The sequence below is a fragment of the Pseudomonas sp. LAIL14HWK12:I7 genome (assembly GCF_000483465.1).
Taxonomy (GTDB): domain Bacteria; phylum Pseudomonadota; class Gammaproteobacteria; order Pseudomonadales; family Pseudomonadaceae; genus Aquipseudomonas; species Aquipseudomonas kermanshahensis.
Window position 1 is genome coordinate 145,447 of sequence record NZ_KI519607.1, and the last position, 26,428, is coordinate 171,874.

The 26,428-nt window shown below is 62.8% G+C and carries 22 protein-coding genes; 13 read left to right on the forward strand and 9 right to left on the reverse strand.

Going from position 1 to position 26,428, the window contains the following annotated elements:
- The first annotated feature begins 4 nt into the window (after positions 1–4).
- The 7 genes from D886_RS0125845 (at position 5) to dacB (ending at position 8,818) form a co-directional block, all read left to right on the forward strand.
- A complete protein-coding gene (locus D886_RS0125845; protein WP_027596656.1) occupies positions 5–379 on the forward strand; it encodes a phage holin family protein in 375 nt (124 codons plus the stop codon).
- Entirely contained in the window at positions 376–705 is a 330-nt protein-coding gene (locus D886_RS0125850; protein ID WP_027596657.1) for a hypothetical protein, read from the forward strand. Before D886_RS0125845 ends, D886_RS0125850 begins: the two co-directional genes overlap by 4 nt.
- Before the next feature lie 199 nt (positions 706–904).
- Positions 905–2,236, forward strand: a complete 1,332-nt coding sequence (locus tag D886_RS0125855) for a deoxyguanosinetriphosphate triphosphohydrolase (protein ID WP_027596658.1) — start codon at positions 905–907, stop codon at positions 2,234–2,236.
- 282 nt (positions 2,237–2,518) lie between these two features.
- Positions 2,519–3,136, forward strand: coding sequence for a response regulator transcription factor (locus D886_RS0125860; RefSeq protein WP_027596659.1), 618 nt, complete (start codon positions 2,519–2,521; stop codon positions 3,134–3,136).
- Positions 3,137–3,143: 7 nt separating this feature from the next.
- On the forward strand, positions 3,144–6,806 hold the full coding sequence (locus D886_RS27355; RefSeq protein WP_050580808.1) for an ATP-binding protein: 3,663 nt from the start codon (positions 3,144–3,146) through the stop codon (positions 6,804–6,806).
- A gap of 12 nt (positions 6,807–6,818) precedes the next feature.
- Positions 6,819–7,163 (forward strand): YggL family protein, encoded by a 345-nt coding sequence (locus D886_RS0125870; protein WP_027596660.1) that lies wholly within the window; start codon positions 6,819–6,821, stop codon positions 7,161–7,163.
- A 197-nt stretch (positions 7,164–7,360) separates the two neighbouring features.
- Positions 7,361–8,818: a D-alanyl-D-alanine carboxypeptidase/D-alanyl-D-alanine-endopeptidase gene (dacB, locus tag D886_RS0125875; protein WP_027596661.1), complete on the forward strand. Its 1,458-nt coding sequence runs from the start codon at positions 7,361–7,363 to the stop codon at positions 8,816–8,818.
- Positions 8,819–8,941: 123 nt separating this feature from the next.
- On the opposite strand, the gene D886_RS0125880 is transcribed toward dacB, so the two are convergent.
- Both D886_RS0125880 and rlmKL read right to left on the reverse strand, forming a co-directional pair.
- Positions 8,942–11,347 (reverse strand): diguanylate cyclase, encoded by a 2,406-nt coding sequence (locus D886_RS0125880; RefSeq protein ID WP_027596662.1) that lies wholly within the window; start codon positions 11,345–11,347, stop codon positions 8,942–8,944.
- A 94-nt stretch (positions 11,348–11,441) separates the two neighbouring features.
- The gene (rlmKL, locus tag D886_RS0125885) at positions 11,442–13,634 is read right to left on the reverse strand and encodes a bifunctional 23S rRNA (guanine(2069)-N(7))-methyltransferase RlmK/23S rRNA (guanine(2445)-N(2))-methyltransferase RlmL (RefSeq protein WP_027596663.1); all 2,193 of its coding nucleotides are present in this window, start codon (positions 13,632–13,634) and stop codon (positions 11,442–11,444) included.
- Positions 13,635–14,195: 561 nt separating this feature from the next.
- Between rlmKL and rmf the strand changes: the two genes are divergently transcribed.
- The gene (gene rmf / locus D886_RS28150; RefSeq protein ID WP_003248687.1) at positions 14,196–14,411 is read left to right on the forward strand and encodes a ribosome modulation factor; all 216 of its coding nucleotides are present in this window, start codon (positions 14,196–14,198) and stop codon (positions 14,409–14,411) included.
- Between the two features lie 96 nt (positions 14,412–14,507).
- Here rmf and D886_RS0125890 read toward each other — a convergent pair whose 3' ends face one another.
- Entirely contained in the window at positions 14,508–15,533 is a 1,026-nt protein-coding gene (locus tag D886_RS0125890) for a quinone-dependent dihydroorotate dehydrogenase (RefSeq protein WP_027596664.1), read from the reverse strand.
- Between the two features lie 139 nt (positions 15,534–15,672).
- Between D886_RS0125890 and D886_RS0125895 the strand changes: the two genes are divergently transcribed.
- The 5 genes from D886_RS0125895 to cobA all read left to right on the forward strand — a co-directional run bounded on the left by D886_RS0125895 (position 15,673) and on the right by cobA (position 21,509).
- Entirely contained in the window at positions 15,673–16,887 is a 1,215-nt protein-coding gene (locus D886_RS0125895) for a CmpA/NrtA family ABC transporter substrate-binding protein (RefSeq protein WP_027596665.1), read from the forward strand.
- 11 nt (positions 16,888–16,898) lie between these two features.
- Positions 16,899–17,474, forward strand: coding sequence for an ANTAR domain-containing response regulator (locus D886_RS0125900; protein WP_027596666.1), 576 nt, complete (start codon positions 16,899–16,901; stop codon positions 17,472–17,474).
- Between the two features lie 373 nt (positions 17,475–17,847).
- Positions 17,848–19,059, forward strand: coding sequence for a NarK/NasA family nitrate transporter (locus D886_RS0125905; RefSeq protein WP_027596667.1), 1,212 nt, complete (start codon positions 17,848–17,850; stop codon positions 19,057–19,059).
- Positions 19,060–19,068: 9 nt separating this feature from the next.
- Positions 19,069–20,739, forward strand: a complete 1,671-nt coding sequence (locus tag D886_RS0125910) for a bifunctional protein-serine/threonine kinase/phosphatase (RefSeq protein ID WP_027596668.1) — start codon at positions 19,069–19,071, stop codon at positions 20,737–20,739.
- A gap of 26 nt (positions 20,740–20,765) precedes the next feature.
- Complete coding sequence (gene cobA, locus D886_RS0125915; protein WP_027596669.1) at positions 20,766–21,509, forward strand: uroporphyrinogen-III C-methyltransferase; 744 nt, start codon at positions 20,766–20,768, stop codon at positions 21,507–21,509.
- Positions 21,510–21,616: 107 nt separating this feature from the next.
- On the opposite strand, the gene D886_RS0125920 is transcribed toward cobA, so the two are convergent.
- The 6 genes from D886_RS0125920 to rraA form a co-directional block, all read right to left on the reverse strand.
- On the reverse strand, positions 21,617–22,654 hold the full coding sequence (locus D886_RS0125920) for an OmpA family protein (protein WP_027596670.1): 1,038 nt from the start codon (positions 22,652–22,654) through the stop codon (positions 21,617–21,619).
- A 111-nt stretch (positions 22,655–22,765) separates the two neighbouring features.
- Positions 22,766–23,332, reverse strand: a complete 567-nt coding sequence (sigX, locus tag D886_RS0125925) for an RNA polymerase sigma factor SigX (protein WP_033694384.1) — start codon at positions 23,330–23,332, stop codon at positions 22,766–22,768.
- A 113-nt stretch (positions 23,333–23,445) separates the two neighbouring features.
- The gene (locus D886_RS0125930) at positions 23,446–24,270 is read right to left on the reverse strand and encodes a mechanosensitive ion channel domain-containing protein (RefSeq protein ID WP_027596672.1); all 825 of its coding nucleotides are present in this window, start codon (positions 24,268–24,270) and stop codon (positions 23,446–23,448) included.
- 2 nt (positions 24,271–24,272) lie between these two features.
- Entirely contained in the window at positions 24,273–24,536 is a 264-nt protein-coding gene (locus tag D886_RS0125935) for a hypothetical protein (protein WP_027596673.1), read from the reverse strand.
- A gap of 187 nt (positions 24,537–24,723) precedes the next feature.
- Complete coding sequence (locus tag D886_RS0125940; protein WP_027596674.1) at positions 24,724–25,719, reverse strand: zinc transporter ZntB; 996 nt, start codon at positions 25,717–25,719, stop codon at positions 24,724–24,726.
- A 27-nt stretch (positions 25,720–25,746) separates the two neighbouring features.
- Positions 25,747–26,238 carry a ribonuclease E activity regulator RraA gene (gene rraA / locus D886_RS0125945; RefSeq protein WP_027596675.1) on the reverse strand — a complete coding sequence of 164 codons (492 nt, stop codon included), beginning with the start codon at positions 26,236–26,238 and terminating at the stop codon, positions 25,747–25,749.
- Between the last annotated feature and the right edge of the window lie 190 nt (positions 26,239–26,428).

Genomic DNA, 26,428 nt, shown 5'->3' on the forward strand with positions numbered 1-26,428 from the left:
ACCCATGGAGAATGACGCCATCGGCACCAGCGCTTCCGGCAAGCGCCTGGGCGCGGCCATGCTCGGGCTGCTGCACAGCCACATCGAACTGTTCGGGATCGAGCTGCAGGAACAGAAAGGCCGCACCTTGAGCTTGTTGCTGTTCGCAGGCTTGGCACTGGTGTTCGCCCTGCTCTTGCTGACAGCACTGTCAGGGTTGCTGTTGGTGCTGCTGTGGGACAGTTATCGCCTGGCGGGCATCATCGGCCTGTGCGTGTTCTATGGATTAGCCGCGCTGTACTGCGGGTTGCGTTTGAAAGCGGCAGTGTTCGACGAGTCATCGCCTTTCGGCGCGACCCTCGAAGAACTCGCCAAGGACCGGGAGCGCCTGTTGCCATGAGCCTGCCTGAACTCCCTAACACCCGTAACCCACGCGAACTGCGCAAATCGCTGCTGCGCCTGCGCATGGAGATGCACCGCCAGGAAATCCGCCACGAGTCGGGGCAGCTGCTCGAACCCCTGCAGCGCATACGCGGCATGGGCAGTTCGCTGCACGGGGGGCTTGGCATCAAGCACGCCCCGCTGTGGGGCATTGGCGCCGTGGTCGCCTTGGGCTTTTTGACCGGCAAGGGCGTACGCAGCGGCAACCTCACCCGGCTGGTACGCCTAAGCAGCAGCTTGCTGCCGCTGATCCGCCTGTACCTGCAAAATGGCCGGCGACCCTGACATTTAGCCCCCAACACGCCCCGTGTAGGAGCAGCCTTGTGCTGCGAAGAGGCCGGTGCAGGCAAAGCAGATACCTGCAGCCCACACCGGCCTCTTCGCAGCACAAGGCTGCCCCTACAAAAAACCGCGTCAACCTTCAGCTTGCATGGTGCCTCTCGACCCAGGAAGCTATGCCCATCGACCGACAGGAGATCGAGCCTTGGACTGGCATACCCTGCTGACCCGCGAACGCCTGGGCAAAGCCCTGTACAGCCCCGAAGAACTCGGGCGCAGCCCCTTCCACAAGGACCACGACCGGATCATCTTCTCCGGCGCCTTCCGCCGTCTGGGGCGCAAGACCCAGGTACACCCCGTCTCCAGCAACGACCATATTCACACGCGCCTGACTCATTCACTGGAAGTCAGCTGCGTCGGCCGCTCGCTCGGCATGCGGGTGGGCGAAACCTTGCGTGACAGCCTGCCGGACTGGTGCGAGCCCAGTGACCTGGGGATGATCGTGCAATCGGCCTGCCTGGCCCACGACATTGGCAACCCACCGTTCGGCCATTCCGGCGAAGACGCCATCCGCCACTGGTTCCAGCAGGCAGCAGGGCGTGGCTGGTTGGACGACATGAGCGACGACGAGCGTGCCGATTTCCTCAACTTCGAAGGCAACGCCCAAGGCTTTCGTGTCCTCACCCAACTGGAGTATCACCAGTTCGACGGCGGCACCCGGCTGACCTACGCCACCCTCGGTACTTACTTGAAGTACCCCTGGAGCGCCCGTCATGCCGATGCCCTGGGCTACAAGAAACACAAGTTCGGCAGCTACCAGAGCGAACTGCCACTGCTCGAACAGATCGCCCGCAAACTGGGCCTGCCACAATTGGAGGACCAGCGCTGGGCACGCCACCCTCTGGTCTACCTGATGGAGGCCGCAGATGACATCTGCTACGCGCTGATCGACCTGGAAGACGGCGTGGAAATGGAATTGCTGCAGTATGCGGAAGTCGAGGCGCTGCTGCTCGACCTGGTAGGTGACGACCTGCCGGAGACCTATCGCCAACTCGGCCCCCGCGACTCGCGCCGGCGCAAGCTGGCGATCTTGCGCGGCAAGGCCATCGAACACCTGACCAACGCCGCCGCCCGCGCCTTCGTCGAGCAGCAAACGGCGCTGCTTGGCGGGCACCTGAGCGGCGACCTGGTCGAGCACATGCACGGCCCGGCCAAGCACTGTGTACTGCAAGCCAAAGACATGGCGCGCAACAAGATCTTCCAGGATAAACGCAAGACCCTGCACGAGATCGGCGCCTACACCACGCTCGAGATTCTCCTCAACACCTTCTGCGGCGCGGCCCTCGAACAGCACGGCGGCCGCACACCGTCGTTCAAGAGCCGCCGTGTACTTGACCTGATTGGCAACAATGCACCGGACCCGCACGCCTCACTGCACAGCGCGTTCCTGCGCATGATCGACTTCATCGCCGGGATGACCGACAGCTATGCCAGCGAAATGGCCCGCGAAATGACCGGGCGCTCCAGCCCGACCTGAGCCAGGCGGGTGCAGCTTGTGCTAAGGCGCTCGCTGCACCTGTCTACCTAGGAAACTTCCTACCTATGCCAGTCACTGATAAACAACACGACTAACAATCAATGAAAAGTTACCAAACAAGGTTTGACATCGAGTTCCATACGCTCATTGCGTAGCCCGATTTGTTTTATCCTGTAAGCCATTTCCCATATAGAGCTAATAGCCCTTCCTCGCATGCCCGATGACTTCCAACTGGGATAAGGTGCCAGCCGTCACCCTCACTCGCCCGCAGGGAAGTTGAACATGCATTCCGTATTTATAGTCGACGACCATCCCGTTATCCGTCTGGCCGTCCGTATGTTGCTGGAGAATCAGAACTACAAGATCGTCGGCGAATCGGACAATGGCGTAGATGCCATGCAGATGATTCGAGAGACCACGCCCGACCTGGTCATCCTCGACATCAGCATCCCCAAGCTAGACGGGCTTGAGGTACTTTCCCGGTTCCAGGCCATGTCCCTGCCACTGAAGGTGCTGGTATTGACCGCCCAGTCCCCGGCGTTGTTCGCCGTGCGCTGCATGCACTCGGGCGCTGCAGGCTATGTGTGCAAACAAGAAGACCTGAGCGAACTGCTCAGTGCAATCAAAGCCGTGCTGGCCGGGTATAACTATTTCCCCAGCCAGGCCATCAAACACAATCAGACGGTCAATGCAGACCTGCAACTTTTCCGACAGGTCAATGACCGTGAATTGATGGTGTTGCAACTTTTCGCTCAAGGCCGAAGCAACAAGGAAATCGCCAAGGGCATGTTCCTTAGCAACAAGACGGTCAGCACCTACAAGAAGCGCCTGATGCACAAACTCCAGGTCGACACCTTGGTGGACCTGATCGAAATGGCCAAACGCAACGCGCTGGTCTGAGGGTTTCATGGCGCGCCTTCTCGCCCGGCTGTTACTCGCCCTGGCGCTGTTCAGCGCTGGGGCCCAGGCCCACCAACACAGCGCTTCTGCCTACGCACTGCTGGCACGTTCACCGGCAAAGCCAGCTCCGCTTTCGCTCACGCCCCAACAACACCAATGGCTCGAAAGCCGTCACGAGCTGGTGCTGGGCACTTCAGCACCCGACTACCCGCCTTTCGACATCACCAGTGGCGGCCGTGACTATCAAGGCCTCACCGCCGAATATGCCAACCTGATCGGCCTCGCCTTGCAGTTGCCGGTGCGGGTGCTGCGCTTTTCAAACCGTCAGGCTGCCGTTGATGCACTGAAACGCGGCGACATCGACCTGCTCGGCAGCGCCAATGGCTATGAGGCAACCACGGACGGCCTGGCACTTTCGCACCCTTACGCGGTTGACCAACCGGTGCTGGTCACCCGTGAAAACGAAGGCCGCGCACTGGACATGGGCCTGGAAGACATGCGCCTGGGCATGCTCTACCACTACCTGCCAAGGCAGGAGGTTGGCAGCGCCTACCCGAAAGCCCATCTGTTGGCGTTCGGCTCGTCTTCCCAAGCCTTGAATGCCGTGGCATTCGGCCAAGCCGACGTGTTCATCGGCGACACCATCTCCACCCACTATCAACTCAACCGCGGCCACCTGCCTGGCCTGCGCATTGCCAATTTCAGCAAGCACGAAGCCATCGGCTTCAGTTTTGCCGTGCGCCAGCAGGACACGCTGCTGATGGAGCTGGTGAACGCCACGCTCGACAGCCAGTCCGCCACCTTGCGCACCAGCATCTTCAAGCGCTGGAGTGCAGGCAGCGACCTGCTGTTGACCGACCGCAAGCTGCAACTGACGAAGACTGAGGAATTCTGGCTGCAACGCCACCCTGTCATGCGCGTGGCGATCGACGACACGGCAGCCCCGGTGTCCTTCTTCGACAGTTCGGGCTATTTCAGGGGCATCACTGCCGACCTGCTGGAGCTCATCCGCCTGCGCACGGGCCTACGCTTCGAGGTGCAGCGTGCCAGCGGTATCGCCGACATGATCGCCCGGCTCAAGGACGGCCGGGCGGATGTAATTGCGGCGCTCACCACCGATGGCGTGGCCAAGCAGACCCTGCAAATCAGCCGACCCTACCTGGACAGCGTCTATGTGCTGGTCAGCCTCGCTGACAAGGGGCAATTCGCCTCCCTGGAACAGCTGAAGGACCGACGGGTCGCGATTACCCGATACAGCGCGATGGACGTCATGCTCTCCACGCGCTATCCGCGCATTGGCCGGATCGAAACCGAGAGCACCTTCTATTCCATGGCCTTGCTCAAAAGCGGCGCTGTCGATGCCGTGATCACCACCTTGATCGATGCCAACCATGCTGTGGCCGCCAACCCCGACCTGGTCATACGCACCACGGTCGGCAGCGAGCCTGCCAGCTACGCCATGGCAGCCAGCGACCAGTCGCCGACGCTCGTTTCGATTCTGGACAAAGCGCTGTTGAGCATTTCGCCGGAAGAACTGGGGGTGATCAATAACCGCTGGCGTGGCTACAGCCTGCATGACGACAGCACCTGGCAGAAATTTCGCCGGCTTGCCTGGCAAGTGCTGCTGGGCACGGCGCTTCTGTTGCTGCTGGCACTGATCTGGAATGCCCGCCTGCGCCTGCAGATCAGGCAACGGCAAAGCGCCGAGCGGGCATTGAACGACCAGCTGGCGTTCATGCGCGCGCTGCTCAACGGCACCCCCCACCCCATGTATGTGCGTGACCGTGAGGGCTGCCTGCAAAGCTGCAACGACAGTTACCTGGAGGCTGTACAGGCCTGTAACGAGGAAGTCATGGGCAAGCACCTGGAAGAAAGCCTGTTCGCTGACCGCGAGCAGACCCGCCAGATCCACGCTGACTACCTGAAGGTCATGGCGGCAGGCACTCCGCTGATCATCGATCGCCCCTTGCGGGTCAAAGGCCGGGAAATGACCATCTACCACTGGATACTGCCGTACCGTGACTCGCTGGGCGAGGTACAAGGCATCATCGGCGGCTGGATCGATATCAGTGACCGCCGCCAGCTGGTGCTGGAGCTGCGCCAGGCCAAGCAGCAAGCCGAGGATGCCAACCGTGCCAAGAGCACGTTCCTGGCCACCATCAGCCATGAAATTCGCACCCCGATGAACGCGGTCATCGGCATGCTGGAGCTGGCCGTCAAACGCGCCGACCAAGGGCGGGTGGACCGCTCCGCCCTGGAGCTGGCCTATCACTCGGCCAAGGACCTGCTGGGGCTGATTGGCGACATCCTCGACATCGTGCGCATCGAATCCGGGCACCTGTCACTGGCGCCAGAACCGGTCGACCTGGCGGCGCTGGTCGAGTCGGTGGGGCGCATCTTCGATGGCCAGGCACGGCAGAAAGGCCTGGCGCTGGAAGTGATCATCGAGCCATCGGCTCGCTGCCATGCATTGCTCGACCCGCTGCGCTTCAAGCAGGTCTTGTCCAACCTGGTCAACAACGCCATCAAGTTTACTGAACATGGCCAGGTGCGCATCTGCGTCTGTTTGCAGGACGAAGGCACGCCCTCCTCCCCGATGCTCGAACTGGAGGTGCGTGACAGCGGCATCGGCATTCACGCCGATGACCTGCAGCGCCTGTTCAACCCGTTCATTCAGGCCAACCCGCACAGCCCAGGCGCCCGTGCGGGGACCGGGCTTGGTCTGGCCATCTGCCGAACCCTCTGCGACATGATGGGCGGCACCTTGACGATCAAAAGCCTGGAGGATGTTGGCACCCAGGTTCGCCTTAAGATGCCTTTGCAAACCGTCAGCGCCGTGTCGGTCGGGCTGCCGGTTATCGAGAACCTCGACGTGCCCGATCCACGCTTGAATGTGCTGGTGATCGACGACCACCCCGCCAACCTGCAGTTGATGGCCCAGCAGCTGGGCTACCTGGGCCTTGGCCATACGTGCGCCAGGGATGGCCGCGAAGGCCTGAGCAGCTGGCGTGCCGGCACCTTCGATGTGCTGGTGCTCGACTGCAACATGCCGCACATGAACGGCTATCAGCTGGCCAGTGCGATACGTGCTGAAGAACGGCAACGCGGGCGACCGCGCTGCACCATCCTCGGCTATACCGCCAACGCGCAACCCGAGGTCATGCGCAAGTGCCTGGATGCCGGCATGGATGACTGCCTGCTCAAACCCATCAGCCTGAGTACCCTCAGCCAGCGCCTGGCCGGCCTCAAGCCGCAGAGCCGGCAGCCGTGGCGACGCAAACCCTTTGACTTGAATGGCCTGGGCGCGATCGTCGGGCCGGACCCAAAGGACCGCGAGCGTTTTCTCACGGCGCTGCACCAGAGCCTGCGCACCGACCTGATGATCTTGATGGACCTGCCCTCCGACGACGCCGCCGCCGTTGCCGACCAGGCGCACAAGATTCTCAGTGCCGCGCGCCTGCTGGAAGCCACGCAGCTGATGGCGGCGTGCGAAGCGCTGGAAAACATGGGTTTAACAACCCCGCAACGTCTGCTAAGGCGTCAGGCGCTGGCACGGCACATGCGCCGCGTGGAAATGGCCTTGGCTGGAGAGCTTGCAGGTACCGACGAACGTCAATCAGGAAGGCAGCCAAACGCCGAAGCTGGTAGACTGCGCGGCGATATTACCTAAGAGGATTGTTTCATGGCCACTAACCGCTCCCGTCGCCTGCGCAAAAAGCTGTGTGTCGACGAGTTTCAGGAATTGGGCTTCGAGCTGAACCTGGACTTCAAGGAAGATCTGGATGACCAGGCAATCGATGCATTCCTCGATGCCTTCCTGGAAGAAGCCATGGACGCCAATGGCCTCGACTACGTAGGCGGTGACGATTTCGGCCTGGTGTGCTCGGCCAAACGCGGTTCGGTCAGCGAAGAACAACGCGCTGCCGTCGAAGCCTGGCTCAAAGGCCGTGGCGAACTGACCAAGATCGAAGTCAGCCCACTGCTCGACGCCTGGTATCCGGACAAGCCGATCAACGCGGCTGAGTGATACCTGTGCGGCACCCAGCGGCTTGAACGCTGAAAAGGCCACCCTTTGCGGTGGCCTTTTTTGTGGGTGGCGTTTTCCGTCGAACGTGGCCCATCGTGGCTACGCTTGGGGCATAATGCGCGTTCTATTACGTTCTGGGGCCATCATCTCTTACAGCCCCAATGTCCTTTTCCCTCGCCGCAGGGTATTTACTGAATATGATCAAAACGCTCCGTCCCCTCGTTCTCGCCGGCCTGCTGCTGCCCTTCGCCTTGCCCAGCCAGGCCGCCGCCGTCAATACCAGCCTGCCGCCCAAGGTGCAGCAGGCGCTGAAAGCCAACAAACTGCAGGACACCGCACTGTCGCTGGTGATGCTGCCGCTGGATGGGCCTGGCGCGGCGACGGTGTTCAATGCCGATGTGTCGGTAAACCCGGCCTCGACCATGAAACTGGTCACCACCTACGCGGCCCTGGAACTGCTCGGCCCGACCTTCCAGTGGAAAACCGAGTTCTACACCGACGGCACCCTGAGCAACGGTGTGCTCAACGGCAACCTCTACCTCAAAGGTGGCGGCGACCCCAAACTGAACATGGAAAAACTCTGGCTGCTGATGCGTGACCTGCGCGCCAACGGCGTGCGCACCATCACCGGTGACCTGGTGCTGGACCGTAGCCACTTCGTACAGCCTAACCTGCCGCAGTTCAACGATGACGGCGGTGACGTCAACAAGCCCTTCCTGGTCAAACCCGACTCGCTGCTGGTCAACCTCAAGGCACTGCGCTTCGTTGCCCGCAACGATGGCGGCAAGGTGACGATCGCGGTCGAACCGCCGATTGCCAACATCCGCATCGACAACCAGGTCAAAGCCGTGGCGTCCAAGCAGTGCACCGGTGATGTGCGCTACAACCCTGTGCAACAGGCCGATGGTGTCAGCGTGGTGGTCAGCGGCCAGCTGGGTGATGGCTGCAACTCGCAGACCTACCTGTCGCTGCTCGATCACCCGGCCTATGCCGCCGGTGCCGTGCGGGCGATCTGGAACGAACTGGGTGGCAGCATTCAGGGCAGCGATCGCGTCGAGAATGTCCCCAAAAGCGCACGCCTGCTGGCACGGGCCTTCTCGCCTGACCTGGTGGAAGTGATCCGCGACATCAACAAATACAGCAACAACACCATGGCCCAGCAACTGTTCCTTAGCCTGGGCGCGCAGTTCCGTACCGATGCCGATGGCGATGACGCCCGCGCGGCGCAACGTGTAGTGCGCCAGTGGTTGGCGAAAAAGGGCATCACCGCGCCACACCTGGTGATGGAAAACGGCTCCGGCTTGTCGCGCGCCGAGCGCGTCAGCACCCGCGAGATGGCGGCGCTGCTCCAGGCCGCCTGGAAGAGCCCCTACTCCGCCGAGTTCATCAGTTCCATGCCGCTGGTGGGCATGGACGGCACCATGCGCAAGCGCCTGAAACGCACGGCAATGACCGGTGAAGGCCATATCAAGACCGGCACGTTGAACACCGTGCGCGCCATCGCGGGCTTCAGTCGTGATAGCAATGGGCATACCTGGGCAGTGGCGGCGATTTTGAACGACCCGAAACCGTGGGGGGCATCGCAGGTGCTGGACCAGGTGCTGCTAGACCTGTATCGCCAACCGAAGCTGGGTGCTAGCGCTGCGGCCAACTGAGGGTAGGAGCGGCCTTGCGTCGCGAAAGGGCTGCGCAGCGGCCCCCTGATTTCAGTGTTAACGCATAAAGTGCGGGGCCGCGTTGCGGCCCTTTCGCGACGCAAGGCCGCTCCTACACGAGGCTCAGGTCAACTCCGCTTCGACCCGGTCCCGTCCTGCCTGCTTGGCCGCATACACCCCGGCATCCGCCCGCAACAACAACGCGTCAGCCCCCTCCCCTGGCCGCCAGCCCGCCACACCAAAGCTCGCCGTGACCTCGCCCACCCCCTCGATCGGGACGTTGCGCACGCTTTGCCACAGCTCAAGCGCCAGCAACCGCGCCTGCTCGGCATCGCTGCCTGGGCACAGCACCATGAACTCTTCCCCTCCCAACCGGCAGAACACGTCGGTTCGCCGCAGGCGATGGCCGATGCGCTGGCACAGGCTGCGCAGCACCAGGTCGCCCACCGCATGGCCGAACTGGTCGTTGATGCGCTTGAAGTGATCGATATCGAGCATGATCACCGCCAGCGCCAGGCCATCGCGCTGGGCGCGGTCCAGCTCGGCCTTGAGCCGCTCCTGGAAATAGCGCCGGTTATGGATACCGGTCAGTGAATCGGTCACCGACAGGGCACGCAACTCCTCCTCCACCCCCTTGAGGTCGGAGATGTCGGTCAGGTAGCCATGCCACAAGGTACATCCCGCCTCACCCACCTCCGGGGTCGCCTCGCCACGCACCCAGCGCAACCCCGCCCGCGGCAAGCACACCCGGTATTCTTCGCGCCACGGCGTAAGGTGGGCGGCGGAATAGCCCACCGAACGGCGCACGCGCTCCAAGTCATCGGGATGAATGCGCTCGAACACCACCGTGGCATCCTCACGCAACTGCTGCAGGTCGACCTCATAAATGTCGTAGAGGCCTTTGCTGGCATACGGGAAGCAGGAATGGCCATTGGCATCCAGGCGGTACTGGTAGATGCCGCCCGGCACTTCGGCACTGAGTTTTTCCAGCAGCCGGTCACGCGCGGCCAGCGCCTCGTGCACCCGGCGCCGCTCGGTGACGTCAATGCAGATGGCCAGGTAGCCAACCCACAGCCCTTGTTCATCGAGCATGGCGGTAACCAGCATGTTGGCCACAAGGTGATTGCCATCGGTGCGTACCAAGGTCCACTCGCCAGGCTCTTCACCCCTTTCCTGCACCGTTTCGGCAAACATGGCCTGGCCGCCGGCGATGTGGCGCCCGTAGCGTAGGCTCAAGGCGTGGGCGCGCTGGCTGAGCTCGTCGGGCAACACCAGGTCCTCGAGGCGCAAATGGCCGATCGCCTCGTTGGCCGAATAGCCGAGCATGCGCTCGGCACCGGCATTGAAGGTGCTGACCACCCCCTTGAGGTTGGTGGCGATGATCGCCACCTGGGTCGCTGCATCCAGCACGCTGCGCAGCTGGTTATGGGTGCCGCGCAAGGACTGCTCGCTGACCCGCAGCTCGGCCGTGCGCTGCTCGACCAGGGTCAAGGCGCGCTGGCGCTGGCTAAACAGGTTGTAGAGCAAGGCACTGAGCAGCACGCTCAACAGCCCACCCAACAGGCCGACGGTCAGTGCAGCCGAAGAATGATTGGCCTTCAGAAAAGCCTGGCTCGGCCGAATGAGCAACTGGAAAGGGTGATCGGCCAAGTACAACAACTGGCTGCTGGCCAGGGCCAGGGGCGCGGCCTCATTTCGTGAGTCGAACACCACTTCAGGTCCTTTCAGCCCGGACGGGTCTTCGATACGCACGACCAGGTTGTCATCGGCCGCCGCCGGCAGGCCATCGCTGATGAGATCGCGCAGATTGAGCAACGCCATCACATAGCCCACCGCTGCGCCTTGGGGGGCGGCGTCGGAGAACACCGGTGCCACCATCAACAGGCCGCGTGCATCCGCTGCCGGCCGAACAGCGCCAGTCTCCGATATGGCCAGAGGCTCCGACACCGCCATGCTGCCAGGTTCCAACGCACGCGCCAGGGTGGCCTGCCGCGCACCTTTGCCAGCCAGGTCAAGCCCGTAAGGAAGCGCAGGCGCGTCGGTCGACTGGGTGAAGCGCACAGGAAAGTAGTGATCACGCAGGGGCGCCGGTTGCCAAGCGCCCTGCGCATCCTGATCGCGGATCACATAGTCCTGGCCCAACCAGGTAGCGGTGCTGTGCTCGAATTCGGCGCGCTGCGCGGCCTCGACCCGCGGCGCCCAAGCGTAAGCCAGGGTGCGGCGCAACAAGGGCCGTGCATAGCCCTCGAATTCGCGGGGGGTAACCTCGTTGGAGAAACTGAAGAAACGCCGCAGCCCGTCCAGGCGCTGCTGCTGATCGTCAAAGCGCTCAGCGATGCGGCTGAAGCGCTCGCTGGCCAGCAACTCGAAGCGCTGGCGCAACTGCTGCTTGTAGAACGCCTGCGCGGCAAGGGCCAGGACGGCTGACAACAGGCAGCCAGCCACCAATGCCACCAGCGCCACCGCCCACGCGGACACGCCTTCGGTGCACAGGCCAAGCAACCTCGCACGCACGCCAAACTTGGACATACACCCATCTCGTCACGTCAGCGTCCTGCGGATTATCTTGCCCTGGCATCAGTTATAGCTATTGGCCACTAGCTGCGCAATGTACCTCGTCGCCTCAACGCAATTGCAGGCGCCACGCCCGGTGGATACGGTTGTTGCGGGCGAAGTCCGGGTCCAGGGTCTGGGCGCTGATTTCCTCCACCGCATAACGTGCCATCAGGTGTTCATCGAGCTGGAACTTGCGGAAGTTGTTGGAGAAATACAGCACGCCACCCGGCGCCAGGCGCGCCATCGCCAGGTCGAGCAGCTGCACATGGTCACGCTGAACGTCGAACACCCCTTCCATACGCTTGGAGTTGGAGAAGGTCGGCGGGTCGATGAAGATCAAGTCATAGCTGTCACGGTTGGCATCCAGCCAGGCCATCACATCGCCCTGCTCCAGGCGGTTACGCTCGGAGAAGCCGTTGAGCGCAAGGTTGCGCCGCGCCCAGTCCAGGTAGGTTTTCGACAGGTCGACGCTGGTGGTGCTGCGAGCACCGCCCTTGGCCGCATGCACGGTGGCCGTGGCGGTGTAGCAGAACAGGTTGAGGAAGTGCTTGCCGGCGGCCTCGCGCTGGATGCGCATGCGCATCGGGCGATGGTCGAGGAACAAGCCGGTGTCGAGGTAGTCAGTGAGGTTGACCAGCAGCTTGACGCCGCCTTCGTTAACTTCCTGGAAGCGCCCCTCAGTGGCTTGGCGCTCGTACTGGCGGGTGCCGCTCTGCCGCTCACGGCGTTTGAGCACCACGCGCTGAGGGGAAATACCCAACGCCTGCGGGATCGCCGCCAGTGCATCGAGCAGGCGCGCCTGGGCCTTTTCCGGGTCGATCGAGCGTGGCGCGGCGTACTCCTGCACGTGCACCCAGTCGTGGTAAAGGTCGACTGCCAGGGCGTACTCGGGCATGTCGGCATCGTACAGGCGGTAGCAGTCGACCTGCTCGCGACGGGCCCACTTGCCCAGTTGCTTGAGGTTCTTCTGCAGGCGGTTGGCGAACATCTGCGCGCCTTCCGACAAACGCGCCGGTTCGCTGGCCTGCGGCTCCTGACGACGGGCATCGGTGGGTTCAGCCTGGGCGTCACGGCGCTCGCCGGTCACGAACTGGTCAGGCTGCACCTTGAACAACAGCAGCTTGCACGGCAATGCCCCGTTCCAGAAGGCGTATTGCTTGTGGCTGCGAATGCCCATGCGCTTGCCCAACTCCGGTGCCCCGGTGAACACCGCGGCTTCCCAGCCCATGCACGCCTGGCGCAGACGCTCGCCAAGGTTCTGGTAGAGGTACAACAGGCTGGCTTCGTCACCCAGACGCTCGCCGTATGGCGGGTTGCTGATCACCAGGCCTTTCTGGTTCTGGTCAGGCCGCGGCTCGAAGGTGCTGACCTCGCCCTGGTAGATCTTGACCCAGTCGCTCAGGCCCGCGCGCTCGACGTTGTTGCGCCCCGGCTGGATCAGCCGCGGGTCGGCCTCGTAGCCACGGATCCACAGCGGTGGCTTGGCCAAACCGGCCTGCGCACGCGCTTGCGCCTCGTCGTGAACCTTGCGCCACAGTGCCGGCACATGGCCAAGCCAGGCACTGAAGCCCCAGCGTTCGCGCTTGAGGTTAGGGGCGATGTCGGCGGCGATCATGGCGGCTTCGACCAGGAAGGTACCCACACCGCACATCGGGTCGGCCAGGGCGCCGCCTTCGGCAGCGATGCGTGGCCAGCCGGCGCGGATCAGCACGGCTGCCGCGAGGTTTTCCTTGAGCGGCGCGGCGCCTTGCTGCAGGCGATAGCCGCGCTGGTGCAGGCTGTGGCCGGACAGGTCGAGCGAGAGAATCGCCTCGCCACGGTCCAGGCGCAGGTGCACGCGCACATCCGGGTCGATCTTTTCCACCGACGGGCGCAGGCCTTCGCGGTTGCGCAGCTTGTCGACGATGGCGTCCTTGACCTTGAGCGCACCGAAGTGGGTGTTGTCGATGCCCGAGCCGTGGCCACTGAATTCCACCGCAAGGGTGCCGTCGGCCGCCAGGTGGTCTGCCCAGTCAACCGCGTTGACGCCGTCGTAGAGGTCGTCGGCGTTCTTCATGTTGAAGCGTTTGAGAACCAGCAACACCCGGTTCGCCAGGCGCGACCACAGGCACAGGCGGTAGGCGGTTTCCATGTCGGCGGCGCCGCGAATGGCCGAGGTGTGCTCACGCACTTCATCGAGGCCGAGGCCCTTGGCCTCTTCAGCGAGCAGGCCTTCCAGGCCTTTGGGGCAGGTGAGGTAAATTTCGAAACGGTCCGACATGAGTATTCCAGAGCCTTGGGCTATTTGACTGACGAGGCGACGCATCGCCCCGCGATGTTTGCCCGAACACCCTTCCAGCAGGCATCCGAGTGGCCATTGCCTGCGCGCAAGTGCGCAGCGCAACAACCGGGCCGCCTGACCGACCAGCACTTCGCCAGGGGCAAAGACAGCTTAGATCATCAGGCAGTATTAAAAATTCGAGCGATGCAGGGGCCGATGTGACCCTTCGTCGCATTTCAAAATAATTCTGTCATCGCGCAGCGACGCTGGCGAAATGACGTCAATGATCGGCAAACCCCGATCATTGCGGGCTCAGCGACAAATAAGGTTGAGTCGCATTTATTTACTTATCCCTTCACCCTTAGAAACGTTACGTCCTTATGACAAATCGATCATTCACACTGTGACGCGCATTCGTTAGAACTGGTCTCAGGCCGCTTCGCAACGAGGCGGCACCTTCCGCTCGCCACGCCGGCAGCGAGCGCAAACCGGCAGAAAGACTCTGCCCGGCCTCGGAGAGGCCGACGGGACATTACAGTCAACAAGTGAGGGCAACACCCTATGAGAAGACTTAAGCGTGATCCGTTGGAAAGAGCATATTCACGTGGCTACCAATACGGGGTCACCGGCAAATCCCGCGAACTTTGCCCTTTCAATCTTCCTTCTGTTCGCCAAGCCTGGATCAACGGCTGGCGCGAAGGTCGCGGTGATAACTGGGACGGCATGACTGGCACCGCTGGCATCCATAGACTCAACGAAAATCACGCCGTTGGCTGATCGAGGACACTGAATTCGATTTACCAAGCACGCCCCATCCGGGCGGCGGGCTTCGGCCCAGGGGCCCCTTGATGGGGCCCTTTTTATGCCCGCGATTTATGCGCGTGGCAGAGCGGCAATCGCATCGACCGATTCGCGAATCAGCGCCGGCCCCTTATAAATGAAGCCCGAGTAAATCTGTACCAGGCTGGCACCCGCAGCGATTTTCTCGGCGGCGTGGCGCCCCTCGGTAATGCCACCCGCCGCAATGATCGGCAGCTTGCCGCCCAGCTCACCGGCCAACACCTTCACCGTGTGGGTGCTCTTCTCAAGCACCGGCGCCCCCGACAGACCACCGGCTTCGCCGCCATAAGGCAAGTGCTCGACGCCTTCGCGGCTCAGGGTGGTGTTGGTAGCGATCACCGCATCCATGCCCGATTCCATCAGCGCAGCAGCCACCAGTGCGGTTTCTTCGTCGCTCATGTCAGGGGCAATCTTGATCGCCAACGGCACGCGCTTGCCGTGCGTGACTGCCAACTGCTCACGGCGCTCGGCCAAGGCATCGAGCAACTGCTTCAGCGAGTCACCAAACTGCAGGCTGCGCAGGCCCGGTGTGTTCGGCGAGCTGACATTGACGGTGATGTAGGTGGCTTCGGTGTAGACCTTGTCCAGGCAGATCAGGTAGTCATCGACCGCCCGCTCGACCGGGGTGTCGAAGTTCTTGCCGATGTTGATGCCCAGTACGCCGTTGTAGCGCGATGCCCGCACGCGTTCGAGCAGGTGATCGACACCCAGGTTGTTGAAGCCCATGCGGTTGATGATCGCCGTTGCCTCTGGCAGACGGAAAATCCGCGGCTTCGGGTTGCCGGGTTGCGGGCGCGGTGTGACGGTACCGATCTCGACGAAGCCGAAGCCCAGTTGGGCGAAGCCGTCGATTGCCGCGCCGTTCTTGTCCAGGCCAGCGGCGAGGCCCACCGGGTTGGCAAAGTTCAAGCCCATGACCGACACCGGCAACGCCGCCGGCTGTTTGCACAGCATGCCGTTGAGGCCGAGACGGCCACCGGCACCGATCAGGTCCAGGGACAGGTCGTGGGAGGTTTCCGGGGAAAGCTTGAACAGCAGCTGGCGGGCCAGGGTATACATGGGCGGGCAAGGCTCGGGGTGAATGAGGGGGCGATTATAGCCAGCGCACGGCTGGCATGACAGTAAATCCTCGGGCCGCTTGGCACATGCGTTGCTTCGCTTACCACACACTGCCTTTTCAGTACGGGCGAGGATCCTTGTGAACACAGCACCCCGAGCAACGCCCCTGGCCTGGGTCAACGGCAGCGACGCACCGGAAAAAACCAGCCTGAACATTGGCTTCATGGCCCTGACCGACTGCGCCTCGGTGGTGGTCGCCGCCACCCAGGGCTTTGCCCAGCAACACGGCCTGACCCTCAACCTCAAGCGCCAGGGCTCTTGGGCGGGCCTGCGCGACAAACTGGTCAGCGGCGAGCTGGATGCTGCGCACTGCCTGTATGGCCTGGCCTATGCCGTGCACCTGGGCATTGGCGGTGTGCCCGCCAGCGACATGGCTGTGCTCATGGGGCTGAACCAGAATGCCCAGGCCATCAACCTGTCCCCGGCTCTGCAACGCAAGGGCGTGACCAGCCCTGAGGCACTGGCGCGCCTGGTGCACCAGCAGGGTGCACGCCTGACCTTTGCCCAGACCTTCCCCACCGGCACCCACGCCATGTGGTTGTACTACTGGCTGGCGAGCCAGGGCATCCACCCGCTGCGCGATGTCGACAGCGTGGTGGTGCCGCCCGCGCAGATGGCCGCGCATATCCAGGCTGGCCGCATCGACGGGTTTTGTGCAGGCGAACCTTGGGCGGCGGATGCCGTCGCCAAGGGCCAGGGCTTTACCCTGGCAACCAGCCAGTCGATCTGGCCAGACCACCCGGAAAAGGTGCTCGCTTGCGCCCGCGCCTTCGCCGAGCAGTACCCCAACAGCGCCCGCGCCCTGATCAAGGCGATCCTCGCAGCCAGCCGCTTCATCGAGCAAAGCCCCGAGAACCGCCGCAGCACCGCGCAGTTGCTCAGCGGCAGTGCTTACCTGGACACGCCGACGAGCACTATCGAGCCCCGCCTGCTGGGTGACTACCAAGACGGGCTGGGCAACCAGTGGCAAGACCCCCACGCTTTGCGCCTGTTCGACCAGGGCCGGGCCAACCTGCCGTATTTGTCCGACGGCATGTGGTTCATGACCCAGTTCCGCCGCTGGGGACTATTGCGAGACGACCCCGACTACCTCGGCGTGGCCAGCCAGGTTCAGCAACTGGCGCTTTACCACGAAGCGGCAGACGCCCTAGGCATAGCGTGCCTTGAGCATCCGATGCGAAGCAGCCTGCTGATCGACGGCACCCGCTGGGACGGCAGCGACCCCTACGGCTATGCCCGCAGCTTCAGCCTGCACGCCTTGGGCGACACACCCGAAGCCCGCGTTGGCCTGTGAGGGGGATGAACATGCTGCGTATCCTGCTGATCGACGACACTCAAAACAAACTGGGCCGGCTCAAGGCCGCCTTGAGCGAGGCCGGTTTCGACGTGATCGAAGCCCCTGGTCTGACCATCGATTTGCCCGCCTGCGTCGAAACGGTGCATCCGGACGTCGTGTTGATCGATACCGACTCACCGGACCGCGACGTGATGGAACACGTGGTACTGGTCAGCCGCGACCGACCGCGGCCTATCGTGCTGTTTACCGACGAGCACGACCCCGGCGTGATGCGCCAGGCAATCCAGGCGGGGGTCAGCGCCTATATCGTCGAGGGCATCCATGCTGCGCGTTTGCAGCCGATTCTGGATGTGGCAATGGCCCGCTTCGAGAGCGACCAGGCCCTCAGGGCGCAGTTGCTGGCGCGTGACCAGCAACTGGCCGAACGCAAGCGGATCGAACAGGCCAAGGGCCTGCTGATGAAGATGAAAGACTGCAACGAAGAGCAGGCCTACACCCTGATGCGCCGCCAGGCCATGAGCCGCCAGCAGAAGCTGATCCAGGTGGCCGAGCAGATCATCGCCATGCACGAGATGCTGGGCTGAGAAGGCATAGCCCTTTGGGCTGTGCTATCGCGCGAGAACAAAGATCGTAAGCGAGCCTCCAAACCTGTGGGAGCCGGCTTGCCGGCGATGCAGGCGCCACGGTGTATGGCACCGGCTTTGCCGGTGATCGCCGGCAAGCCGGCTCCCACATGGCCCTGCTAAATGAATCAGTTATGTGTTGTTCAATGACAGCAGGGTCACCCGCGAAGCGGCCGCAGCAATGTTGGCCCATCTCTTGCTGAACAAACATCACCGGTAGCCAACGGCGGTTGCCCCACTTAAATCCCGACAAAGACGTCGCTCACCCTTCCACAGCCGTGGACCGGGTAGCGGCGTCTTTTTCGTTCCGTTGCTTTGCCGAGTGAGGTGTTCAATGAGTACCAGCTTCTGGAAATCCGGGCATGTGCCCACGCTGTTCGCCGCGTTCCTGTATTTCGACCTGAGCTTCATGGTCTGGTACCTGCTCGGCCCACTGGCGGTGCAAATCGCAGCCGACCTGCAGTTGAGTGCACAGCAACGGGGCCTGATGGTGGCCACGCCGATCCTGGCCGGCGCAATACTGCGCTTTGCGATGGGGCTGCTGGTTGACCGCCTTTCGCCCAAGACCGCCGGCCTGATCGGCCAGGTGATCGTCATCGTCGCCCTGGCTGGCGCTTGGTACCTGGGCGTGCACAGTTATGAGCAGGCCTTGCTGCTAGGGGTGTTCCTCGGCTTTGCCGGCGCCTCGTTCGCGGTTTCGCTGCCGCTGGCCTCGCAGTGGTACCCGCCGCAGCACCAAGGCAAGGCCATGGGCATCGCCGGGGCCGGCAACTCCGGTACGGTGTTCGCCGCTTTGCTGGCTCCCGCCTTGGCTGCAGGCTTTGGCTGGAACAACGTGTTCGGCTTCGCCCTGATCCCGCTGTCGCTGACCCTGGTGGTGTTCGCGCTGCTGGCACGCAACGCGCCCGAGCGGCCCAAGCGCAAAGCCATGGCCGACTACCTCAAGGCCCTCGGTGACCGCGACAGCTGGTGGTTCATGTTCTTCTACAGCGTTACCTTCGGCGGCTTTATCGGCCTGGCCAGTGCCCTGCCCGGCTACTTCAGCGACCAGTATGGCCTGAGCCCGGTTACCGCCGGCTACTACACAGCCGCCTGCGTGTTTGCCGGTAGCCTGATGCGCCCGCTCGGCGGCGCTCTGGCCGATCGCTTTGGCGGCATTCGCACCCTGTTGGGCATGTACAGCGTGGCCGCCATCTGCATCGCGGCCGTAGGCTTCAACTTGCCCAGCGCGGCGGCGGCGCTGGCGCTGTTCGTCAGCGCCATGCTCGGCCTGGGCGCTGGCAATGGCGCCGTGTTCCAGTTGGTGCCACAACGTTTCCGCCAGGAAATCGGGGTAATGACCGGGCTGATCGGCATGGCCGGTGGCATCGGCGGCTTCCTGCTGGCCGCGGGCCTTGGCACCATCAAGCAACACACCGGCGACTATCAATTGGGGCTGTGGCTGTTCGCCAGCCTGGGCTTGCTGGCCTGGTTCGGCCTGCATGGCGTCAAGCAGCGCTGGCGCACCACTTGGGGCTCGGCTGCCGTGACCGCGGCGCGGGTCTGAGGCGCCCCCATGAGCCTGCAACTGAGCTTTGCCCACGCCAGCGCCACCGGCCCCCGCGCGGAAAACCAGGATGCCCTGCGCCTGGTCACCCCGGCGCCGGAGCTGGCCGCCAGCAAGGGCTACCTGTTCGCCCTCGCCGACGGTGTCAGCCAATGCGCCGATGGCGGCCTGGCCGCACGGGCCAGCCTGCAGGCGCTGGCACTGGACTACTACGCCACCCCCGCCACCTGGAGCGTGGCACAGGCGCTGGACCGCCTGTTGCTGGCGCAGAACCGCTGGCTGCGCGCCCAGGGCAGCGGCCAGCCGCTGCTGACCACCCTCAGCGCACTGGTGCTGCGCGGTCGGCGCTTTACCCTGGCGCATGTCGGCGACTGCCGCGTCTACCGCTGGCACCACGGCCGCCTGCAGTGCCTGAGCGAAGACCACGTGTGGGATCAACCGGGCATGCAGCATGTGCTCAAACGCGCACTAGGGCTGGACCAGCACCTGTTGGTCGATTACCTGGAAGGCGAACTGCAGGCAGGCGAGTGCTTCGTGCTCTTGAGCGATGGGGTCTGGGCCAGCCTGGGTGACCAGCACATACAGTCGGTCTTGCGCGAGCAGCCCGACCTGCAACAGGCGGCCGACACTCTGGTTGCCAGCGCCCACCTCAATGGTAGCCAGGACAACGCCAGCGCCTTGTTGGTGCAGGTTGAACAACTGGGGCCGACCAACCTGGGCGATACCTTGGCACAGCTGCAGCAGTGGCCTGTGCCCGGCCCCCTTCGCGAAGGCCAGGTGATCGATGGCTGGCAGATCGAGACGCTGCTCTCGCACAGCCGCCAATCCCTGCTGTACCGGGCACGCGACAGCCACGGCCACGCATGGCTGCTCAAGACCCTGCCCGCTGCCCGCGAACAGGAGCCTGGGGCAGCCCAAGGGCTGCTGATGGAAGAGTGGTTCCTGCGCCGGGTGGCCGGGCGGCACTTCCCTGAACTGCACGTCGCCAGCCAGCGCCAGCACCTGTACTACGTGATGCGCGAATACCCCGGCCAAAGCCTTTCGGCGCTGCTCAACGAGCACGGGCCGCTGCCGCTGGCGCAGTGGCTGGAAATGGCCCGTCAACTGCTGCAAGCCGTCGGCGTGCTGCACCGGCGCAACTTGCTGCACCGCGACATCAAACCAGAAAACCTGCACCTGGGCGCCGATGGCCAACTGCGCCTGCTGGACTTCGGTTTGGCCTACTGCCCTGGCCTGTCCGAAGACCCGCAGCACGAGCTGCCCGGCACGCCCTCCTTCATCGCCCCGGAAGCCTTCGAAGGCCAGCCCCCCAGCCCGCGGCAAGATCTCTATGCCGCCGGCGTGACGCTCTACCACCTGCTGACCGGGCACTACCCCTATGGCGAAGTGGAGCCGTTCCAGCGGCCACGCTTCGGCCAGCCGGTCAATGCCTCGCGCTATCGCCCTGACCTGCCGGAATGGTTGCAGCACAACCTGCTGCAAGCGGTGGCGGCCGACCCGGCGCACCGCTTTGAAACCGCTGAACACTGGTTGCTGCTGCTCGAACGCGGCGACCGCCAGGATGCGCCCAATCGCCCCCGGCCGCTGCTGGAGCGCGAACCGCTGAAAGTCTGGCGCACCCTGGCCCTGCTGTCCCTGCTGTGTAACCTGATACTGCTGCTCACCCTGCTCAAAGGCTGAGCCGCCTTGCCGATGAGGAAACGTTGATGAATGCAAAAGTCTGGCTGGTCGGTGCTGGCCCTGGTGACCCCGAACTGCTGACCCTCAAGGCCGTGCGTGCACTGCAGCACGCCCAGGTGGTGATGATCGACGACCTGGTGAACCCCGCCGTGCTGGAGCATTGCCCACAGGCACGGGTGATTGCCGTGGGCAAGCGCGGTGGCTGCCGCTCCACGCCGCAGGCCTTCATCCAGCGCCTGATGTTGCGCCATGCGCGCCAGGGGCGATGCGTGGTACGCCTCAAGGGCGGCGACCCGTGCATCTTCGGCCGGGGTGGCGAAGAAGCCGCCTGGCTGCAAGGCCATGGCATCGAGGTCGAGCTGGTCAACGGCATCACAGCAGGCTTGGCGGGGGCGACGCAATGCGGCATATCACTGACGTCTCGCGGGGTGAGCCGCGGTGTGACGCTGGTAACCGCACATACCCAGGATGACAGCGACCTGAACTGGGCGGCGCTGGCGCAGGGTGGTACGACGCTGGTGGTGTACATGGGTGTAGCGCGGCTGGAGCAGATTCGCCAAGGGCTGCTGCACGGTGGCATGGCGCCCCATATGCCGGTGGCGATGATCGAGAATGCGTCATTGCCGCAGCAGCGTGAGTGCCGCAGTGATGTGCAGGGGATGGTTGACGATGCGCGGGCATTCGGGCTCTGCAGCCCAGCAATTCTGATGATTGGCGAGGTGGTTGGGGTTGCTCAGGCACAGCTGATGGAATGGTCAGCCGCTGGCTAGCGGCGTGTTGCTTGTGCTGGCCTCTTCGCTGGCAAGCCAGCACCCATGAAATCGCAGGCAAAGAAAAACCCGGCCGAGGCCGGGTTTTTCATGAAGCATCGAACCAATTACTTGGCTTGGGCTTCTACTTGCGCTTCAACGCGACGGTTAACAGCGCGACCTTCTTCGGTGGCGTTGTCAGCAACCGGACGGGTCTCACCGTAGCCAACCGAGTCAACACGGCTCGATTCTACGCCGTACTGCTGGGTCAGGACTTGCTTAACAGCGTTGGCACGACGCTCGGACAGCTTCTGGTTGTAAGCGTCTGGACCTACGGAGTCAGTGTGACCTTCAACCACGGTGGTGGTTTGTGGGTACTGCTTCATGAAGTCAGCCAGGTTCTTGATGTCGCCGTAGCTGTTTGGCTTGACGACCGACTTGTCGAAGTCGAACTTGACGTCCAGCTCAACACGAACGACTTCGGCAACAGCCGGGCAGCCGTCGGCGTCAACGGTAACGTTGGCCGGGGTGTCTGGGCACTTGTCGACGTTGTCGCACACGCCGTCGTTGTCGCTGTCGGAGCAGACTTCAGCTACTGGAGCCGGAGCTGGAGCAACTTTGCCACCGCTGCCACCGAAGTTCAGACCAACACCAACGGATGGGCCCCACTCGGTGTTGCCGTTGTCGATGTTGTACATGGCTTCAACGCCAGCACGGGCGAAGAACATGTCGGTGATGTACCACTTGGCGCCAGCGCCAACGTTGGCGAAGGTGGAGTGGTCGCGGCCGCTACGGGTAGCTTGGCCCAGGCTCTCGTGAGCGAAACCAGCAGAAACGTACGGACGCAGAGCATCGCCTACGGTACCGAAGTGGTAGGTAGCGTCGAGCTTGGCTTTGGAACCTTTGATGTCTTTGTTGAAGACTTCACCACGAGCGTTGTGAGTCTCGTTGTAGCCCAGGTCCAGGGAGACGTCGTCGGTCAGGAAGTAACCGAGGCGAACACCAGGATTGGTGCCGTCGTTTTTGAAGTTACGCTCGCTGTCGTAGTACTGCTTGGTAACGTTACCTTCGATTTCGACTGCGCCTTGGCCTTGAGCCAGAACGCCGAACGAAGTAGCGGCTACGAGCGAGCCAATGGCCAAGCCCAAGGTGTTTTTCAATTTCATCCGTTAAATCCCCATCTGGTGATAGTTAAGCAGTCCCACCAACAACAAGGGGGACAACTCGACGGCTAGTCTAGCAGAACTCGCCGATTCGTTAGAGATTATTGCACGCGCTTAAGTTTCATCCAGCCCGTGAAATTTCTCTCGAAGCTTGTCTAGCGCGCGCTTGTAACGCATTTTCGTCGCGCTCAGGCCCATGTGCATGATATCTGCGATTTCCTGAAATTCCAGCTCCGCGACAAATCGCAGCACCAGGATTTCCCGATCGATCGGGTTCACATGCACGAGCCATTTGTCCAGCCCGCCTTTTTCTTCGGGTTTGGGTGCCTTGTCTTCGGACGCCTCTTCAATAGGGTCCAGACTCAAGGCATCCATCAACCGACGTTTGCGTCGCTCCTTGCGGTACTGGGTAATGCACTCGTTGTAGGTGATGCTGTAGAGCCAGGTTTTGAACTTCGATTTACCTTCGAAGTTCTTCAGCCCGTACAGCACTTTCAGCATCACTTCCTGACAGACATCGTCGGCATCCCGGTCGTTCCCCAAATAACGTGCACAGACGTTGAACAGGGTCCGCTGGTAGCGCCGCATGAGCTCCTCATAGGCGCGGGTAACGTGGTACAGCTCCTCATGCGAACGCGCCACCAACTCTTCGTCGGTGAGCTCGCGGGGGTCATAACGCATGGGCGGCGAATGAACTTTATTCAAAACGGATCTGGCCGACAGTCAGGTCAATGTCGCCGCTCGACCCCGTGGGGTCGATTTCGCGGCGGCATACATTAACAGCTTTTGTGCGGTTAGCGGCTATTGACACGCTGCTCAAGCAACACGCGGTTAGACAGCGACACCAGTTCGCCATCATCGGTCAACAGCGTCGTCTTCACCGTGCCGATTTCCTCGATATGCCCTTCGACCTCTCCAATCCGCACCTGCTGGCCGACTTGGTACAGCTCGCGCACGTAGATGCCGGCCAGAATTTGCCCAGCGATTTCGCGGCTGCCGAGGCCCATGGCCAAGGCAACGGCCAGACCAACGGTAATCAGCCCGATGACGATCACGTGGTTCAGCAGGTCGGTCTTGACCTCGAGCTGGCTGATGGCCACCGAGATGCTGATGATGATCACCAGGCCTTGGGTGATACGCCCAATACCGGCGGAATACTCAAGGCCAATGCCTTCGGCTGCACCGCGCACCAGGCCATTAGCCACCTGCGCCAGCAACACGCCGGCCAGCAGCACCAGCGCCGCGCCGAACACTTTAGGCAGGTACAGGGCGAGCATGTCGAGGGTCGCCGACACCCGCTCAAGGCCCAGCGATTCAGCGGCCGAAACGAGGAAGATCAGCAACACGAACCAGTAGACGATCTTGCCGATCAGGGTCGATATCGGCACCTGGATGCCACCCCGGCTCAACATCTTGGTCAGCCCGGTACCGGCCATCAGGCGGTCCAAGCCAAGCTTGGCGAGCAATTTGGAGAGCAGCGCATCGAGCAGCTTGGCCACCACGAAACCGAGCAGCACCACCACCAGCGCGCCGAACAGGTTAGGGATGAAGTTCGCCACCTTGGTCCAAAGGGCCGTCATGGCAGTGACCAGGCTTTGGGTCCAGAGATCCAGTTCCATATTCAATCGGCCTTATCTGCTTTGCTGCCGCTGGCAGCGTTGCGGGTAGAGTTTCTACGCACGGGCGCAACATGCGCCGAGCCATTGTTGACGGCAATCAGCAGCGCCTGGCTCCAACGGCCAAGCAGGCTGAACAGATCACCCGCACCGACCTGGCGGTTGGCGGTTTTCAGCACACGACCCAAGCAGGCGGCGTCATCTCGGTCCTGGCCGGACGGTGACGCCTTGAGCAGGTCGCGCAGGGATTCTTCAAACGGATCGTGCATGGGCACCTCGCGCAGTATCAGCAAGAGACGAGATGGCACAGCGATGGGTCACACATCGCCTTGGGACGAATGTTTCAAAATGAACACGCGTTGGATTCTTCGCGGGCAAGCCCGCTCCCACAGGGATCGCGCTGCAAGATAAATCAATGCAATGCCCGCGAAGAGGCCAGTACAGGTCAATAGCCATTCACACCCACCGCAACCGCCGGAACAGCCACCACTGCCCCACTGCCAAGCCCAGCACCAGCAGGCTGGCGAACAGGAAGCCATACGGGCTGTTCGACCCCGGAATACCGCCGACGTTGATGCCGAGCAGCCCGGTGACGAAGCTCATGGGCAGGAAAATACAGGTGATGATGCCGAAGCGGTACATGGTCCGGTTCATCCGCTCGCTGCGGCGCCGGTCCTCGCTCTCAAGCACCAGCGCGGCCCGCTCGCGGGTCAGCTCGAGCTCTTCGAGGTAGCGGATCAGGCTGTTGTTCAACTCGTTCCAGTAGTCGGCATCGGCATCGGCGAACCAGCTCCACTTGCTGCGTGACAGCTGGGCGTAGATTTCACGCTGCGGCGCCAGAAAACGCCGCAGGCCAGCGGCCCGACGGCGGATCTGCTGCAGGCTGCCCTGCTCTGGAGTGTACCGTTCGTCGGATTCGACCTTTTCTTCTTCGAGATCAACCAATTCGGACAGGTCGCTGACCAGGCCCTGGACCTTTTCGGTCAGCAGTTCCCCCATCAACAGCAACAACTCGGAAGCCGACTTAGGCCCCCTGCCCTCGCTGAGCAACTGCAGAATTTCGTCGCTGGCCCGCAGCGGCCGCAGGCGCAGCGAGATGACCCGCTGCGCCTCGGCGAAAATGCGTACCGAAACCATGTCTTCAGGCTCGGCGCCCGGGTTGAGGTTGACCCCGCGCAAAAACAGCAACAACTGTTCATCCACCAGCGGCAGCAAGCGCGGCCGGGTGTTTTCTTCCAACAGCAAATCGCAGGCAAACTCGCTCAGGCCGCTGTCGCGCAGCAGCCAGGTACGGGTTTGCGGGTGGCTGCGGTCCCAGTGCAGCCAGAGGCTTTCCTGGGGGTGCAGTTGCAGGTCGTCCAGTTCGGTACGGGCAATCGAGCGCGCGCCGCCTTTGCCATCGAGCACCAGGGCATGCACCAGCCCCCACTGCGCGTTGTCTTCCTCGAACATCAAAGCTCCATCAGCGCGTGCGGCGCATCACTCCGGCATTTTCAGCGGGCTTGGCGAGACCAGCACGCCATTGTTGTCGGCATATACGTATTCACCCGAGCGGAAGGTCACGCCGGCGAAGGTCACTGGCACGTCGAGCTCGCCGATGCCGCGCTTGTTGCTCTTCTTCGGGTGGCTGGCCAGGGCCTGCACGCCGACGTCGGTCTGGATCAGGATGTCCACGTCGCGTACGCAGCCGTAGATCACCAAGCCTTCCCAGCCATTTTTGGCAGCCTTCTCGGCCAGCATGTCGCCCAGCAGCGCACAGCGCAGCGAACCGCCGCCGTCGACCACCAGCACCTTGCCCTTGCCGTCGAGTTCGACCTGCTCCTTGACCAGCGAGTTGTCTTCGAAGCATTTGAGGGTGACGATTTGGCCGCCGAACGAATCGCGGCCGCCGAAGTTGCTGAACATGGGTTCGAGCACCTGGACCAGGTCAGGGTAGGCGTCGCAGAGGTCGGGCGTTACGTAATGCTGCATGGGAAGCTCCTGTCAGTCACAACGAAAGCGGGTGTGGGCCAAGGCTACACCGGAGAGGCTGTCGCAGTCATCCAGGACTGAGTGGTCAGCTTGTGCCTGTACCGGCCCTTTCGCGGGCAAGCCCGCGCCTACAGGAATACCACTGGCCTAGGAGCTGCAGTGATCCTGTGGGAGCGGGCTTGCCCGCGAA